Source organism: Nonomuraea sp. NPDC050540, assembly GCF_044457485.1.
Lineage (GTDB): Bacteria > Actinomycetota > Actinomycetes > Streptosporangiales > Streptosporangiaceae > Nonomuraea.
Genome location: NZ_JBITHA010000023.1, coordinates 128942 through 143340, shown reverse-complemented (window position 1 = coordinate 143340; position 14399 = coordinate 128942). Strand labels below are relative to the sequence as shown.

The following is a 14399-nucleotide window of genomic DNA, read 5'->3' as shown; positions in this document are numbered from 1 at the left end:
TCCCGCGAACCAGCGCTCCCGCGAACCAGCGCTCCCGCGAACCAGCGCTCCCGCGAACCAGCGCTCCCGCGAACCAGCGCTCCCGCGAACCAGCGCTCCCGCGAACCAGCGCTAGCCGCCGCTCGACGCGCTGTCCGGCTCTGCGCGCCGACGGCCATGCGGATCTCGCCGCCGCCTGAGTGCGTCGCCGATGGACGCCTGACAGGAATCGCGAGTCTTGGTCTCCGCTACCTCGTGTATGCAGAGAGCGTCTGCGGGAGGCAACTCGTTATGTTGATGCGCTGTTTCACGTGAAACCACGAGCGAGGCCGGCACTGAGCGAGCCGATTCCTACGAGGGTATTCCTCGATGCCCTTGTGGCTGAACCTCGCCAGAGGGCCGCCATGGCTCCGCGCTGGTGCTTGGTTTCACGTGAAACAGGGCGAGTGACTGGCGCATTGCGGGGGTCGTTTCACGTGAAACATGGAGTGGAGGACCGGCGCTGTTTCACGTGAAACGGGGAGCGGTGGGCGCGGCGCGGTGGCTGGGGAGCTGTCCGGGGATTAGCGGGTGACGGCTTTGCGGATGGCTGCTAGGAAGTCGTCCACGTGATCTGGGGTCGTGTCGAAGGCGGTCATCCAGCGGACGAGGTTGAGGTTCTCGTCCCAGTACTCGAAGCGGAAGCGCTCCTTGAGTGTCCGTACGGCGTCGCGGGGGAGTGTGGCGAAGACGGCGTTCGACTCTACGGGGAAGGCGATGCCGATCTCCGGGAGGTCCCTTACGCCGTCGGCCAGGCGGTGGGCCATAGTGTTCGCGTGGGTGGCGTTCCGGTGCCAGAGGTCGTCGGTCAAGAGAGCGGTTAGCTGGGCGGAGATGAAGCGCATCTTCGAGGCCAGTTGCAGGGACTGCCTTCGGAGGTATGGGACGGCGTTGCTCAGTGAGGGGTCGAGAAGGATGATCGCCTCGGCGGCCATCGCGCCGTTCTTGGTGCCGCCGAAGCTGAAGATGTCCACACCGGCGTCCGTGGTGATCGTGCGAAGGTCGCAGCCGAGGTGGGCGGCCGCGTTGGACAGGCGGGCGCCGTCTACGTGGAGGCGCAGGTTCGCGCTGTGTGCGGCTTCGGCCAGGGCGGCGATCTCGTCGGGGGTGTAGCACGTGCCCAGTTCGGTCACCTGGGAGATGGAGACGACTGTCGGTTGGACCTCGTGGTGGGCGCCGAGTACGTGGAGGCGGTCGGTGATGTCGTTCGGGCGGAGCTTGCCGTCGGCGGTGGGTACGGGGGTTAGCTTGACGCCTAGGAGACGTTCGGCGGCGCCGGTCTCGTGGGTGGCGATGTGGGCGCTCTCAGGACAGATGATGCTGTCGTATCGGCCCAGGGACAGCGCCAGGCCGATCAGGTTGGCGCCCGCTCCGTTCAGCACGGCGAAGCCGTTCGCCTGCTCACCGAAGATGTGTTTGATCTGACGCTCGAAGGCGGAGGTCCAGTCGTCGCCACCGTAGGCGGGGGCGTCGCCCGCGTTGGCGGATGCCATCGCCTCCAGGACGGCCGGGTGGACGCCCGCGTGGTTGTCGCTGGCGAAACTCTTGGGGTAGGTCGTGTCGATCAGCACACGGCAAGGCTACTCAGACGGTCCTGGTGAACTCGGCACGCGCAGCCGCGCGCGAGGGTCGACACTCTGCGCCGTGGGGGCGGCGCTTGTTCTCTCCGCTCCGGGAGGTCCGCGTGGATTCACCTAGCTACGGTCGCTGGGGCTGAGTGGGGGAGGGAGGAGAGAGCGGGCAGAAGGGCGAGCAGAGGAGGACAGGGCGAGTATGCCGGGGAGGCGTCGCGCGGGGTGAGGGAGCGCGGTGAGCAAGTTTGCCCGGGAGAGGTGGGGGTGCGAGGTCAAGGGAGGTGGGTTGGGGCCCGGCGGGAGATGTAGTGCGAGGACCAGGGGGAGGTGGGGTGCGAGGGTCAGGGGGAGGTGGATCGCAGGGGGCAGGGGGATGGGGTGCGAGGGTCAGGAAGAGGTGTGGCGGGTGGCGGCTATTTCCAGGAGGCCGCGGCATAGGGTGCCGAGGTCGCGGCCGGCGGATTCGACGGCCATCGGGAGGAGGGAGGTCTCGGTCATGCCGGGGGCGACGTTCACTTCGAGGAAGTGGGGGGCGCCGGTGGCGTCGACGATCAGGTCGGTGCGGGAGATGTCGCGCAGGCCCAGGGCGGTGTGGGCGGTGACGGCGGTCTTCGCGCAGGCGGTGGCCGCCGCTTCTGACAGGCGGGCCGGGGCGAAGAACTCGGTGTGGCCGGCGGTGTAGCGGGCGGCGTAGTCGTAGACGCCTTCGTCTGGGACGATCTCCACGGCGGGCAGCGCCACCGGGCCGTCGCCCAGGTCCACCACTGAGACGGCCACCTCGACGCCTTCGATGCAGCGCTCGATGAGCGCGGTGTCGCCGTAGGCGAAGCAGCCGACCATCGCCGCCGGCAGTTCCTCGGCGGTACGCACGATCGAGGCGCCCAGCGCGGAACCGCCCCTCGCGGGCTTGACGAACAGGGGCAGGCCGAGGCGGTCGACGATGCGTCCCAGGACCACGGTGGCGCCCAGGTCGTGGAAGGTCTCCTTGGGCAGCGTGATGGAGTCGGGGGTGCGCAGGCCGACGGAACGTACCACGGCTTTGGCCGTCGGCTTGTCGAACGCCACCCGGCACGCGTCAGGATCGGCGCCTACGTAGGGGACGTTCAGCAGTTCCAGGACAGAACGGATCGCGCCGTCCTCGCCGGCTCCGCCATGCAGGGTGACGAACACGGCGTCCGGCCGGTCCGCCAGCACGGTCGGCACCAGGGAGGAATCGGTGTCACGGGTCTCGACGTCGACACCCGCCGCCCGCAGCACCTCACTCACCCGGCGACCGGAGCGCAGGGACACCTCCCGCTCATAGGAGAGTCCACCGGCCAGCACGAGCACGTGACCCAGTTCGCCCATCTCTTTCCCCTCTGCCGAAAAGCACGCCGTCCAACCGTACCGGTTCGGCTCCGCCATTCGTTTCCTCGCGACGGCGGGCCATCCGCTCATTTCTGACGCTCGGCGGCTCGATCTCGTGTCAGCAGCACGCGCGAGGGCTCGCCGAGGCAGGGAAGGGCGGGGAGATGCGGCGCCAGGAGCGGGCACGAGCGGGCAGCGAGCAAATCGACGGGACAGCGAGCGCTGAGGCAGAGGCGCTCACGAAAGCGGTGGGGGAGGAGCATCGCGGAGCGCTGGCACGGACGCGCGCAGGGAGGATGGCGACGGCGAGGGGAGGGGAAGCGGGGGAGCGCGCCGGCGCTGAGGTGGGTGGGCGGAAAGAAGGTGGGGCCGAGGTACCGGGAAACGGGTGGCTCGGCCCCGGTGAGGAACGGGTGAGGTCAGGCGAGGTCCGGGCCCGGGGTGTCCACTCCGGGGTGGCCGGGTGGTGAGGTGGTGCCGAAGGTGTCGCGGAGCTGGAGTTCGTCTTCGATGACGCCGGCCAGCCGTCGCACCCCTTCCCGGATCCGGTCCGGTTCCGGATAGCAGTACGACAGACGCATCTGACGGCTGCCGCTGCCGTCGGAGAAGAAGCCGGTGCCGGGGACGAACGCCACCCGCTCAGCCACCGCCCGAGGCAGAATCGCCTTCGAGTCGAGGCCTTCGGGAAGGCTGGCCCAGACGAAGAAGCCGCCCGCGGGCCGGGTCCAGGTGACGCCGGAGGGCATGAGGTCGGTCAGCGCGTTCAGGAGGGCGTCGCGGCGTTCGCGATAGAGCTCCTTGAACGTCTTGATCTGCTCACGCCACGGCTGCGTGGCCAGGTACTGGCCCACGGCAAGCTGGGTGAAGGACGAGTGGGAGAGCACGGCCGACTCCATGGCGAGGACCAGTTTGTCGCGGATGGCGTGCGGGGCCAGGGCCCAGCCCACGCGAAAGCCCGGAGCCAGAGTCTTGGAGAACGAGCCCAGATACACGACCCCGTCGGGGTTGTCGGCACGCAGGGCGCGCATGGGCTCGCCGTCGAAGCCGAGCAGTCCGTACGGGTTGTCCTCGACGATCAGTACCCCGGCGCGCTGGCAGATGTCGAGCACCTGCTGGCGGCGGGCGGCGTTGAGTGTGACGCCGCCGGGGTTGTGGAAGGTTGGGATCGTGTAGAGGAATTTGATCGTGTTGCCGGCGGCCTGCAGCGCGTAGATGGTCTGGGCCAGAGATTCGGGCACGAGACCCTGATCGTCCATGGTGATATGGACGACTTTCGCCTGGTACGCGCTGAATGTCCCCAGAGCGCCCACATACGAGGGTCCCTCGGCCAGCACCACGTCACCCGGGTCGATGAAGATGCGGGTGATCAGATCGAGGGCCTGCTGGGAACCGACCGTGACGACCACGTCGTCCGCACCGGCCTCGATCCCCTCCAGGCGCATGACCTCGCAGATCTGCTCGCGCAGATGCGGGTCGCCCTGGCCGGAGCCGTACTGGAGCGCGACCGGGCCACGCCTGGTGACCAGATCGGAGACCAGCTCGCCGACCATGTCGAGCGGGAGGGCCGTGACGTACGGCATGCCGCCGGCCAGCGAGACCACCTCGGGCCTCGATGCGACGGCGAAAAGAGCTCGGATCTCGGAGGCGACCATCCCGGTAGCTCGCGCGGCGTACCGATCGACGTAGGCGTCGATACGCGACCCTTGGGTCGCGGGCGTCTGACCGTGATCCGTCTCTTCTGTCACGGTCCACCTCCTAGGTGTCAAATGGAGCCGAGAGACCAGAGTACGTGACGGGCCACGATCGCCGTGCACCCGCTCCCCGCTTCGTCACTGGGCTACGATGCCAGCTGGGGACGCGGATTTCGCGCGTTTTTCCGGGTCAACGATTGGGGCCGTAGTTGTCGCGTCGGCTGGTCAACATCACCCTGGACAATCTCGACGATCTGCCGCGCCGTTGCCGGCGGTGTGTTTTCTGGGAGCTTGACCCGGTCAGCGGGGAGCGCGCGGCCGACGCGGGCGACCCTGGGCTTGAGAAGGAAGCGTGGATCTCCGGAACGCTCCTGGAGTGGGGCAGCTGCGGGAAGATTCTTTATGTCGACGGGGTTCCGGCGGGGTTCGTGCTCTACAGCCCGCCGCTCTACAGCCCGCGCTCCGTGGCCTTCCCCACCTCGCCGGTCAGCGCGGACGCGGTGTTGCTGATGACGGCCCACATCATTCCGGAGTTCTCCGGGGGCGGGCTGGGGCGCATGCTGATCCAGGGCGTGGCCAAGGACCTCACCCGGCGCGGGGTCAAGGCCATCGAGGCGTTCGGCGACCTGAAGTGGGAGAAGCCGGGCTGTGTGGTGCCCGCCGAGTATCTGCTTTCGGTCGGCTTCAAAACGGTGAGGCCGCATCTCCGCTTTCCGCGGCTGCGGCTGGAGCTCAAGACGGCCGTCTCGTGGCGTGAGGACGTCGAGGTGGCGCTGGAGAGGCTCCTCGGGTCAATGAGCCCGGAAAGAGCATTGCGTCCCGTCTGAGGGCGTTCTGGGGGCCCGGCGAAGGCCCGGCCAACGAATGGGCCTTCGCCGTACAGCGGAAGGGGTTAGATGATGCCTTCGAGCTCGCGCATCAGCATCGCCTTGGGCTTGGCGCCGATGATCTGCTTGACCACCTCACCACCCTTGTAGACGTTCAGGGTCGGGATCTGCAGCACGCCGTAGTTGCGCGGGACCTCGGGGTTCTCGTCGATGTTCAGCTTGACGATCTCCAGCTTGTCGCCGTGCTCCTTGGCGATCTCCTCGAGGATGGGCGCGACCTGACGGCAAGGCCCGCACCACTCGGCCCAGAAGTCGACCAGCACCGGCTTGTCGCTCTTGAGGACCTCGGCCTCGAAGGTGGCGTCGGTTACAGCCTTCACGATTGCGCTCCTTAGTTCTCGTGGGTGGCCAGCCAGCGCTCGGAGTCCAGGGACGCCGAGCAACCGGTGCCGGCCGCGGTGATGGCCTGGCGGTAGATGTGGTCGACGACGTCGCCCGCGGCGAAGACGCCGTCGACGTTGGTCTCGGTCGTCGGCGCGGAGACCTGGACGTAACCGTCCTCGTCGAGGTCGATCTGGCCCTTGACCAGGTCGGTGCGCGGGTCGTGGCCGATCGCGAGGAACAGCGCGTCGGTCGCCAGCTCGCTCTCCTCGCCGGTCTTGACGTTGCGCAGCTTGACGGCCTCGACCTTGTCGGCGCCGAGAACGTCCACGACCTCGGTGTCCCAGATGAAGCGGATCTTGTCGTTGGCGAACGCGCGCTCCTGCATGATCTTGCTGGCGCGCAGCTCGTCACGACGGTGGACGACCGTGACCATCCGCCCGAACCGGGTCAGGAACGTGGCCTCCTCCATGGCGGTGTCACCGCCGCCGACGACCACGATGTCCTTCTGCCGGAAGAAGAACCCGTCACAGGTGGCGCACCACGACACGCCGCGTCCGGACAGCCGCTTCTCGTTCTCCAGACCGAGCTCGCGGTAACCGGAGCCCATCGCCAGGATGACCGACTTGGCGTAGTACGTATCGGTGTAGGTCTTGATGACCTTGGGGTTGGCTTCGAGGTCGACCTCGATCACGTCGTCGGCGACCAGCTCGGCGCCGAAGCGTTCGGCCTGCTTGCGCAGGTTGTCCATGAGGTCGGGGCCCATGATGCCGTCCGGGAAGCCCGGGAAGTTCTCCACGTCGGTGGTGTTCATCAGCGCACCGCCCGCGGTGACGGACCCCTCGAAGACCAGCGGCTTGAGTTCGGCGCGTGCGGAGTAGACGGCCGCGGTGTATCCAGCGGGGCCGGACCCGATGATGATCACGTTACGGACGTCGCTCAACGCTCTCACGCCTTCCTCGTCTGCTGTTGCCTGTCGCGTCAACAGATCCTAGGCCCGCGTGATTCCCTTCCCTGCCCACAAAACGAAAGAGCCCACCGAAGTGGGCTCTGACGTGGGGTTTCGCTTACCAGCGGCCGACTGTGGGCTTGCGAAGGTTCTTGCAGTTGAACGGGTCCACAACGTCGAGCCTGAGCTTGTTCTTCGGCTGGTTCTTCCAGGAGGCGACGATCAGCGCCTCCTGACCGTTGTACTGGCCCTGGTCGACCGCGAACGGCTTGAGCTTCGTGCGCGAGGAGACCTGGTTGACGCACTTGGAGACGCCGGTCGGCGTCTCACCGCCGCCCAGTGCCTCGGCGTTGCCCATGAAGCCGACCATCTCCCGGCGCAGGTCCTGGTCACTGTAGTTGTGGTTGCTGTCGGTCAGCGCGTAGCCGCGGCTCTTGACCTCGTTGCGCGTGGCCGTAGGAGGAGAAGGTTGAGCGGCCTGCAGGCCGCCACCGCCGTTCCCGCCCGAAGCCGTGAGCATCCCACTCGACAGTACGGCGGTGCCGACCACCACAGCGGCAGCGGCCGACGCGACCGCGGGCAGAGCCCACCGGCGCCGTCGGGAGGCCCGTGGCCGAGCAGGGACGATCGTGCCGTCATCGGCGACCACCCCGAGGCGAACCGGCGTCTCGGCGGCCGTTTCCCACGGCGCGTCCCGCATGAGCTCGTCCCAGTCGGGCGCTTCCGCCAGGCCGACTCCGCCCCTGGAGGCCTCGGCCGCCAGCGCCTTGTCGATGCGTAGCGCGACTCCCATCGGCATCGCCGGTGTTGGGGTCGCCGCGAGCACCTCGCGAACCGCCGCCAAGTCCGCGAGTCGCGCCCCGCAGGGGGTGCACACCGCGAGGTGTTCGCGTACTTGGCGCGCCGTGCCGACGTCTAGAAGACCCTCGGCCAGCTCGGCCAGGATCTCGAGGTCGTAGTGCGTATCACCCGTCACGAAGTTCTGCTCCCTTCGCGGATGAGACGCGACCGAGGTCCGAACGGTTCCGCAGATGCGAAAGAATTGGGGCAAGTTTCGCGCGTCCCCGCGCACAGCGGCTTTTCACCGTCCCGCTGGGGACTTCGAGCACTTGAGCTGCGTCTTCGACCGAATAGCCCATCATGTCGACCAGCACAAGAGCAGCTCGCTGATCGGCGGGCAGGAGTTTGAGAGCAGCCGAAACCTCCATGGAAACTTCACGTTCGAGGGTCTGGTCGGGCATCGGTGTGTCACGTTCGGCGGCTTCGATGAGCTCGTCGTCGGCGACCGGCCGGACCGACTTGCGGCGCATCCGGTCGAGGCACGCGTTGACCACGATGCGGTGGAGCCAGGTGGTGACCGCGGCCTCGCCGCGGAAGGTGGCGGCCTTGCGGTATGCGGAGACGAAGGCGTCCTGGACGGCGTCGGCCGCTTCGTCCGGGTCGCCCAGGGTGCGGAGGGCAACCGCCCACATGCGGTCCCGGTGCCTCTTGACTATCTCGCTGAACGCATGTGGATCCCCGTTGATGTGCGCGGCGAGCAGCTCCGCATCGGAATGCTCTGCGCCTGAGGGTGTCTCGGGTGGGGAGTTCACAAGGGGGTTCCTGATTATGCTGATCCGGGAGAATGCACTACTACGTCATAGATGGTGCCATGAAACCCGCCATCGTCCGCAGGAAGACGCGTAAACCAGATCAAAACGTACTGGCCGCTTGCGGGCTGCTCAGGCGTCAGAGTGATCTTTCCCGAGCCGTCCTTGTGACGCGCCACCGTCTTCAGCGAACCCAGCTCGCGTGAGTCGCCCACCTTCAACTCGACGTCGGCGCCCGAGGCCCCGGACAGCGTGGCCACCACGTCGCTCACCTGGACCGGCTTGCCCATGTCGAGCAGCAGGCCGACGCCGTCCTTGAGCCCGCCGAGGTCGGCGTCGTTGTAGTTCTCGGTCTTCCAGAACGTGCTGGGCTTGCCGTCGATGGCCGCCGAGGCCCGGTCCGGCTTCTCCGAGCCGTCGCCGAGCGGGTCGAAGCCGTCGGCCTTGGCCGGCTTGACCGGCTGGATCTCGGCCGCGGCCGTCTTCGACGTGCTCGGCTCGCCGCCGCCCGCCTCGGGCGCCGACGGGCTGCCGAGGCTGCGGCCGATCGTCCACGCGCCCACGCCGACGGCGGCGATGACCAGGAGGACGACCACGGTCATCAGCAGCCGGTTGAGCATGCTGCCGCCGCTGTTCTGCGGGCGGTTGGAGATCACGGTCTGCTGGGGCGGAGGTTCGCGCCGCGTGTCGAGGCCCTCGGAGCGGGAGGTCGTGGTGACCGACGGCGCGGGCGAGGCGTAGGAGATGGAGATGGGCATGGGCCGCGGGACGCCGGACAACTCCTCGGCGACCTCGGCCGGTGTGGTCAGCGCCGGATGGCCCTTGCGCGACTCGGGCAGCACCGCCCGGACGGTGATCATGTCGAGGTAGCCGGGCAGGCCCGCGGTGACCTGCCGGGGCGTGGCGAAGTGGCCGTCGATCATGGGCGCGGCGGGCAGCCCGCCCTCGTCCTCGTCGCCCGGCCAGTGCCCGGTCAGACCGGCGTACAGCAGTCGGCCGAGACCCTCGGCGTCCTCGTGGGCCGGGTGGTCGGCGGTGAGCCCGGCCAGCGCGGCGTCGACCGCCACGCCCAGCACCTTGACCGTGCTGCCGGTGGTCCACACCAGGTGGGCGGGGCGCAGGCAGAGGTGGTAGAGGTCGGCCTCGTGCGCGTGGGCCAGGGCCTCGGCCGCCTCGGCGACCAGGCCGGCGGCGCGCTCCGGGTCCAGCGGCCCGGCGGCCAGCAGGTCCGACAGCGACTCGCCGGTCACCCACTCGCTCACGACGTACGCGTGGTCGTCGTCCTGGGCGGCGTCGAAGACCTGCGTCAGCCGGGGATCGGTGAGGCGGCTGGCGGCGCGGGCGGCGGTGACGACCTCGTGGACACGCGGGAAGTCGGGGGCGAAGGTCAGAACGGCCACGGGACGGGCGAGGATCTCGTCGATGGCCTTCCACAAGGTGGCACCGTCGGACTCGCTCACGCGGTCCTCCAGCCGGAAACGCTCAGCGAGGCGCGTGCCCGGTTCGACCGCCGACGTGCTCACTGACCTTCTCCGCTCAGCCGATCGGGCGAGTCCGTGCCTCGACACACCTTCGTGGAGGAATCCCACGTAGGCACGCTATGTCGGGTGGATCCGCCCACGCCCCTCCTGCTGCCATTCGCGCGTGTCCGCACCATCGTAGTGCCGCGCCGTGTACGCCCGCGTTCTTTACCGGCCTACCCGTCCCGCGACCATTCCAACGATTGAGTTGACCTCGGGGATGCGCATCTTATGGGCAATGGCCAAATAGAGCAGCCCGCCGAGACCGCCGCCGACCGCCAGGATGATCAGCGAGTTGAGGAAGGCGAGCTCGCCGAAGACCTGCTGGCTGACCCAGACCGAGGCCAGCGCCAGCACCGCGGTGGGCATCGCGGCCAGATACATGCGGGTCAGCGCGGTGCCGATGGTCCAGCCGCCCAGCCCGGCCGCGCGCCGCGAGGCCATCATCCAGGCGACCACCGCGCCCAGCGCGTACGCGCACGCGTAGGCGAACGCGAGTCCCATGACCACGTAGGCCGGAGGCAGCAGCGCGTTGGCCACCAGCATCAGCCCGGCGCCCGCGGCGGTGGTCCCGGCCCCGATGAAGACCGGAGTGCGGGTGTCGCCGAAGCTGTAGAAGACCCGGAGCAGGAGCTGGAAGACGGCGAAGGGCATGAGGGCCAGGCCGTACACCTGAAGGACGTTGCCGATGTAGACGGCGTCGGCGACGGCGGTCTCGCCGTGGGCGTAGATCGGCACGGTGATCGCGGGACCGAGCACCATGAGCAGAAGCGAGGCCGGAACCATCACGCACGAGATCAGCCGCACCCCGGAGCCGAACTCCGACCGCAGGTCGTCCATGCGCCCGTCGGTGACCGCGCGGCTCATCTTGGGCAGCATCGCGGTGATCACCGAGACGCCGATGATGCCGTAGGGCAGCTGGAAGAGCTGGAAGGCGTAGGTGTACGGGCTGACGCCGTGGTTCGGCACCGCGTCGCCGGCGGCGCTGGCCAGATTGGTGATCAGCATGAAGCCGAGCTGGGTGATGACGACGTAGCCGATCGTCCAGCCGCCGGCCTTGGCCATCTCGCCGAGCCGGGCGTTGCGCACGTCGAGGCGGGGACGGAACTGGAAGCGCGCCCGCTTGAGCGCGATGACCAGGACGGTGGCCTGCGCGACGATGCCGGCGGTGGTGCCCAGGCCGAGCAGCGCGAGCTGGCCGTCGCTGACGGTCGCCAGGTTGTCGCCGCCGGAGTAGGCGAGGAACACGCCGATGACCACGATGTTGTTGAGCACCGGCGCCCACATCGGGGCGGCGAAGCGGTCGCGGGTGTTGAGGATGGCGCCGGCCACCGCGCCGAGGCCGAAGAAGGCGAGCTGTGGCAGGATCAGCCGGGCCAGCAGGACCGCGACCTCGTACTGCCGCGATCCGGGCCGCCAGTTGGTGTAGAGGTCGATGAGCAGGGGGGCGGCGAGCACCGCGAGCGCCGCCACCACGATGAGCGCGAGCGTGGCCAGCGTCAGCAGCCGTTGCTCGAAGGCCCGGCCGCCGTCGGCGTCGCGCTGCTGCGCCTGCACGATCATCGGCACGATGACGCTGCTCAGCACGCCCAGCAGGAGCAGGTCGAGGATGGAGTACGGGATGGCGTAGGCGACGTTGTAGGCGTCGCCGAGCAGCGCGGTGCCGACCGCCGACGCCAGCACCATCGTGCGTACGAAGCCGGTGACGCGCGAGACCATCGTGCCGGCGGCCATGATCGCGCTCGCCCTCATCAGGCGGCTCATACCTTCTCACTCTCCCGGGCCTGCGCCGCTCGCGCCGGACGCTTCTGCGAGCGCCGCCGCAGGATGCGGGTGACCACGGCGGCGAGCATGACCGACAACGCGCCGCCCACGATGACGAGGGCGATGCCGGTGTAGCCGGTGGTCCTGATGGTCAGCTTGACGGGATCACCGTACGCCACGCCGTCGGCCGTCTCCAGCTGAACGGTGATGGTCGCGTCGCCGCTGGTCTTGACCGTCATCGGCACCGGGACGGTGCCGATCTCGCCCTTGCCTATCGTCATGCGTTTCTTGACGTACTTGGAGTCGATCTGCAGCAGCTCGCGGTTGTTGGAGGACACGTCGACCATCAAGGTGACGGACGTGCTCAGCCCGTTGCGCACACTGATGGGCACCTGGCCGTCGACGCCGGCCAGCGTGCGCGGCTGGTCGCGGCTGGCCCCGCTGATCGTGATGAGGCCGAGCCGCTTGCCCAGCGCGGCGTCGATCTGCTTGGTGGCCGAGCGCCCGGCCCGCGTGCTGTTGCGCCAGGCGGAGGAGGTCAGGCGGAGCACGGCGTTCTCGAAGCCGGCCGAGCGCTTGTCGGTGGTGATCCGCGTGGCCAGATCGGCCTCGGCGGCGGCCTCCTTGACCGGTTCGAGGTACTTCGCGCTGAGCTCTTCCTTGCGGTCCTGCTCGGTGTAGACCAGTCCGGTACGCGGCGTCTGCACCTTGGCCGGCTTGATCGAGCCGAGCTCACCGGAGGCCAGCCACGGCAGCCGGGCCGCGGTCTTGAGCAGCGCCGAGACGAACGCCGGGTCCGGGTCCCAGCGCCGCGACGGCGCCACGACCAGGTTCCTCGGCCTCACCTGGCCCGGCTCGGCGGCGATCATCGCCGTCTCGGCGATGAAACGCTGCTTGTTGAGTGCGGCGGTGCGCCCCGCGGCCGAGTCGAGCTCGAACATGCGGCTCAGCTCCTCGTCCGGCAGGAGCGCGGTGACCGGCCCCGAGACGCTGTCGAGCGTGGTGGCCGCGTCGAGCGTGGTCGTGGCCGGCGTCTGGGGCGGAACGTTGGCCGGGTTGAGCAGCACGGTGCCGACCTTGCCGACCGACAGCAGGTCGAGGGCGTCGTCGTCGAGCTTGCCCGCCACCGGCCAGTTGACCGTGGTGGGGATGTCGCGCTTGAAGTGCCGGGCGGCGGCCACGTCGGCGGCCGCGATCGCCGTTTTCACGCCGTTGTCGAGACCTTGGTGGGCCAGGGCGGCCACGTCGGGGTCGCCGTAGGGGATCGCCACGACGGGCGCGCCGGTCAGCGAGGTGCGCAGGGAGTCCAGCCACGGCGCGGCGGCCGGGTCGGCGGGCTGCTTCTTGCCGTTTCTGAGCGTGTAGCCCTTGGCCATCGCCTGAACGTCGTCGAGCAGGCCGGGCTCGACGAACCAGGTGACGTTCTTCGGCGCCGTCTTGGCGAGGGCGGCGAGGTCGGCCAGGCGCCCGCCGGGCTTGAGCGCGGCGGCGAGCTTGTCGTCGACGAACGTGACGTCGTCGGAGCGGTGCGGCGCGTCGACGATCGGCAGCGCCACCGACAGCCGGTTGCGCGGCAGCTTGGGCGTGGCCGGCGGCATGTAGGTGAGGAAGGTGTGGGCCTTGGCCAGCGGCTGCCAGGACGCCGCGACCGGGACGACCTCGACCGTGATCGGGTAGACGCCGAAGGCGTTCATGCCGAGCTGCATGGGGGTGACGGTGAGCGTCCAGTCGGTGTTGGCGCCGTTGTTGACCAGCGGAAAATCCATGAACGACGAGTTGGACGCCTGAGGGAGTTGTGCGGCCTGGTCCTCGGCGAAGGCCTTCATGGCGGCGCGGTCGGTCATGCGCTGGAAGCCGTAGCGCACCCGCACGCGCACGCCGGTCAGCGGCGTCCCCGTGCCGTTGCGGAAGGTGCCCGACAGCTTGATCTGGTCGGTGGGCTTGGTCGGCAGCTCAGGGGTGATCGCCTTGACGCTGAGGGTCAGCTCCTGCTTGGCCGTCATGGCGGCAGCCGTACCCGGCGTTGTCGCGACCACGGGGGCGAGCAACGCGGCGGAGAGGACTGCGAGAAGCGTGGCCTTTCCGATCACGCGTCAGTCCGGGGTGGAGTACGGCGCACGCCCGCAATGGTACGGGCTCAGTGCCGTAGCGCGACCGTCTGGCGGGAACCTCTGGGCCTTGGCGCCCGAAGGTCCATGGACTTGCCAGACATGAGTGACAGCAGGTCGTACGCGCGCAAGGTGAGGGCCGTGTGGCGTTCACCCGTGGCCAGGAAGACGGACTGATGATCAGGCTTGATGCGGTCGTCGATGAGGACGGCGAGGGTGGGCGGCAGCAGCAGCGGGCAGACCAGCCCGGCGGCGTAGTCGGTAACCTCGTTGACCACGAAGGCCGGGGCAGGGTGTACTTTCCTGGCCCCGAGCAGTCCCCCGACCACTCCAGGCCTGGGCGGTGCGGCGACGGTGGACACGACGGCGACGGCCTCCCGGCCCAGCCTGGTGACCGCCTCGAACATCGTCACGGCCACGCAGCGGGAGGGGGCTGCGGAGATCGTCTCGGGCAGCTCGTCCGCGCATGTCATGGGGCGCGGAAGGCGTACGATCTCATGATGGACCTGGTGTGCGAGGAGCCAGCGGTGGATCGCGAGGGCGTCCTTCATAGATGAGCTCCTAGCCTCGTTCCATGGCCCCCGACGGTCTCTGACCGACGGTAACCCGGACCTGGTGTGGCTCGGGGGAT

At 68.8% G+C, this 14399-nt stretch carries 12 protein-coding genes; 1 reads left to right on the top strand and 11 read right to left on the bottom strand.

What is annotated here, in order from left to right:
* Window positions 1-542: 542 nt before the first annotated feature.
* From ACIBI5_RS48040 to ACIBI5_RS48030, 3 genes are all read right to left on the bottom strand, one after another.
* Window positions 543-1589, bottom strand: coding sequence for a threonine aldolase family protein (locus ACIBI5_RS48040; RefSeq protein WP_397257540.1), 1047 nt, complete (start codon window positions 1587-1589; stop codon window positions 543-545).
* 390 nt (window positions 1590-1979) lie between these two features.
* Window positions 1980-2939 (bottom strand): D-alanine--D-alanine ligase, encoded by a 960-nt coding sequence (locus ACIBI5_RS48035; RefSeq protein ID WP_397257538.1) that lies wholly within the window; start codon window positions 2937-2939, stop codon window positions 1980-1982.
* Window positions 2940-3358: 419 nt separating this feature from the next.
* Window positions 3359-4591 (bottom strand): PLP-dependent aminotransferase family protein, encoded by a 1233-nt coding sequence (locus ACIBI5_RS48030; protein WP_397257569.1) that lies wholly within the window; start codon window positions 4589-4591, stop codon window positions 3359-3361.
* 248 nt (window positions 4592-4839) lie between these two features.
* On the opposite strand from ACIBI5_RS48030, the gene ACIBI5_RS48025 reads away from it, so the two are divergent.
* Entirely contained in the window at window positions 4840-5457 is a 618-nt protein-coding gene (locus ACIBI5_RS48025; protein ID WP_379613058.1) for a GNAT family N-acetyltransferase, read from the top strand.
* A gap of 65 nt (window positions 5458-5522) precedes the next feature.
* On the opposite strand, the gene trxA is transcribed toward ACIBI5_RS48025, so the two are convergent.
* From trxA to ACIBI5_RS47985, 8 genes are all read right to left on the bottom strand, one after another.
* Window positions 5523-5837 carry a thioredoxin gene (gene trxA / locus ACIBI5_RS48020; RefSeq protein ID WP_184959129.1) on the bottom strand — a complete coding sequence of 105 codons (315 nt, stop codon included), beginning with the start codon at window positions 5835-5837 and terminating at the stop codon, window positions 5523-5525.
* A gap of 11 nt (window positions 5838-5848) precedes the next feature.
* Window positions 5849-6781: a thioredoxin-disulfide reductase gene (gene trxB / locus ACIBI5_RS48015; RefSeq protein ID WP_397257536.1), complete on the bottom strand. Its 933-nt coding sequence runs from the start codon at window positions 6779-6781 to the stop codon at window positions 5849-5851.
* Window positions 6782-6905: 124 nt separating this feature from the next.
* The gene (locus tag ACIBI5_RS48010; RefSeq protein WP_397257534.1) at window positions 6906-7763 is read right to left on the bottom strand and encodes an anti-sigma factor family protein; all 858 of its coding nucleotides are present in this window, start codon (window positions 7761-7763) and stop codon (window positions 6906-6908) included.
* Window positions 7753-8379 carry an RNA polymerase sigma factor SigM gene (sigM, locus tag ACIBI5_RS48005; protein WP_397257429.1) on the bottom strand — a complete coding sequence of 209 codons (627 nt, stop codon included), beginning with the start codon at window positions 8377-8379 and terminating at the stop codon, window positions 7753-7755. Before sigM ends, ACIBI5_RS48010 begins: the two co-directional genes overlap by 11 nt.
* A gap of 14 nt (window positions 8380-8393) precedes the next feature.
* Window positions 8394-9836, bottom strand: coding sequence for a protein kinase family protein (locus tag ACIBI5_RS48000; protein ID WP_397257532.1), 1443 nt, complete (start codon window positions 9834-9836; stop codon window positions 8394-8396).
* A gap of 228 nt (window positions 9837-10064) precedes the next feature.
* Window positions 10065-11660, bottom strand: a complete 1596-nt coding sequence (gene murJ, locus ACIBI5_RS47995; protein WP_397257530.1) for a murein biosynthesis integral membrane protein MurJ — start codon at window positions 11658-11660, stop codon at window positions 10065-10067.
* The gene (locus tag ACIBI5_RS47990) at window positions 11657-13750 is read right to left on the bottom strand and encodes a DUF6049 family protein (protein ID WP_397257529.1); all 2094 of its coding nucleotides are present in this window, start codon (window positions 13748-13750) and stop codon (window positions 11657-11659) included. Before ACIBI5_RS47990 ends, murJ begins: the two co-directional genes overlap by 4 nt.
* Window positions 13751-13797: 47 nt before the next feature.
* Window positions 13798-14319: an aminoacyl-tRNA deacylase gene (locus tag ACIBI5_RS47985; protein WP_379613066.1), complete on the bottom strand. Its 522-nt coding sequence runs from the start codon at window positions 14317-14319 to the stop codon at window positions 13798-13800.
* Between the last annotated feature and the right edge of the window lie 80 nt (window positions 14320-14399).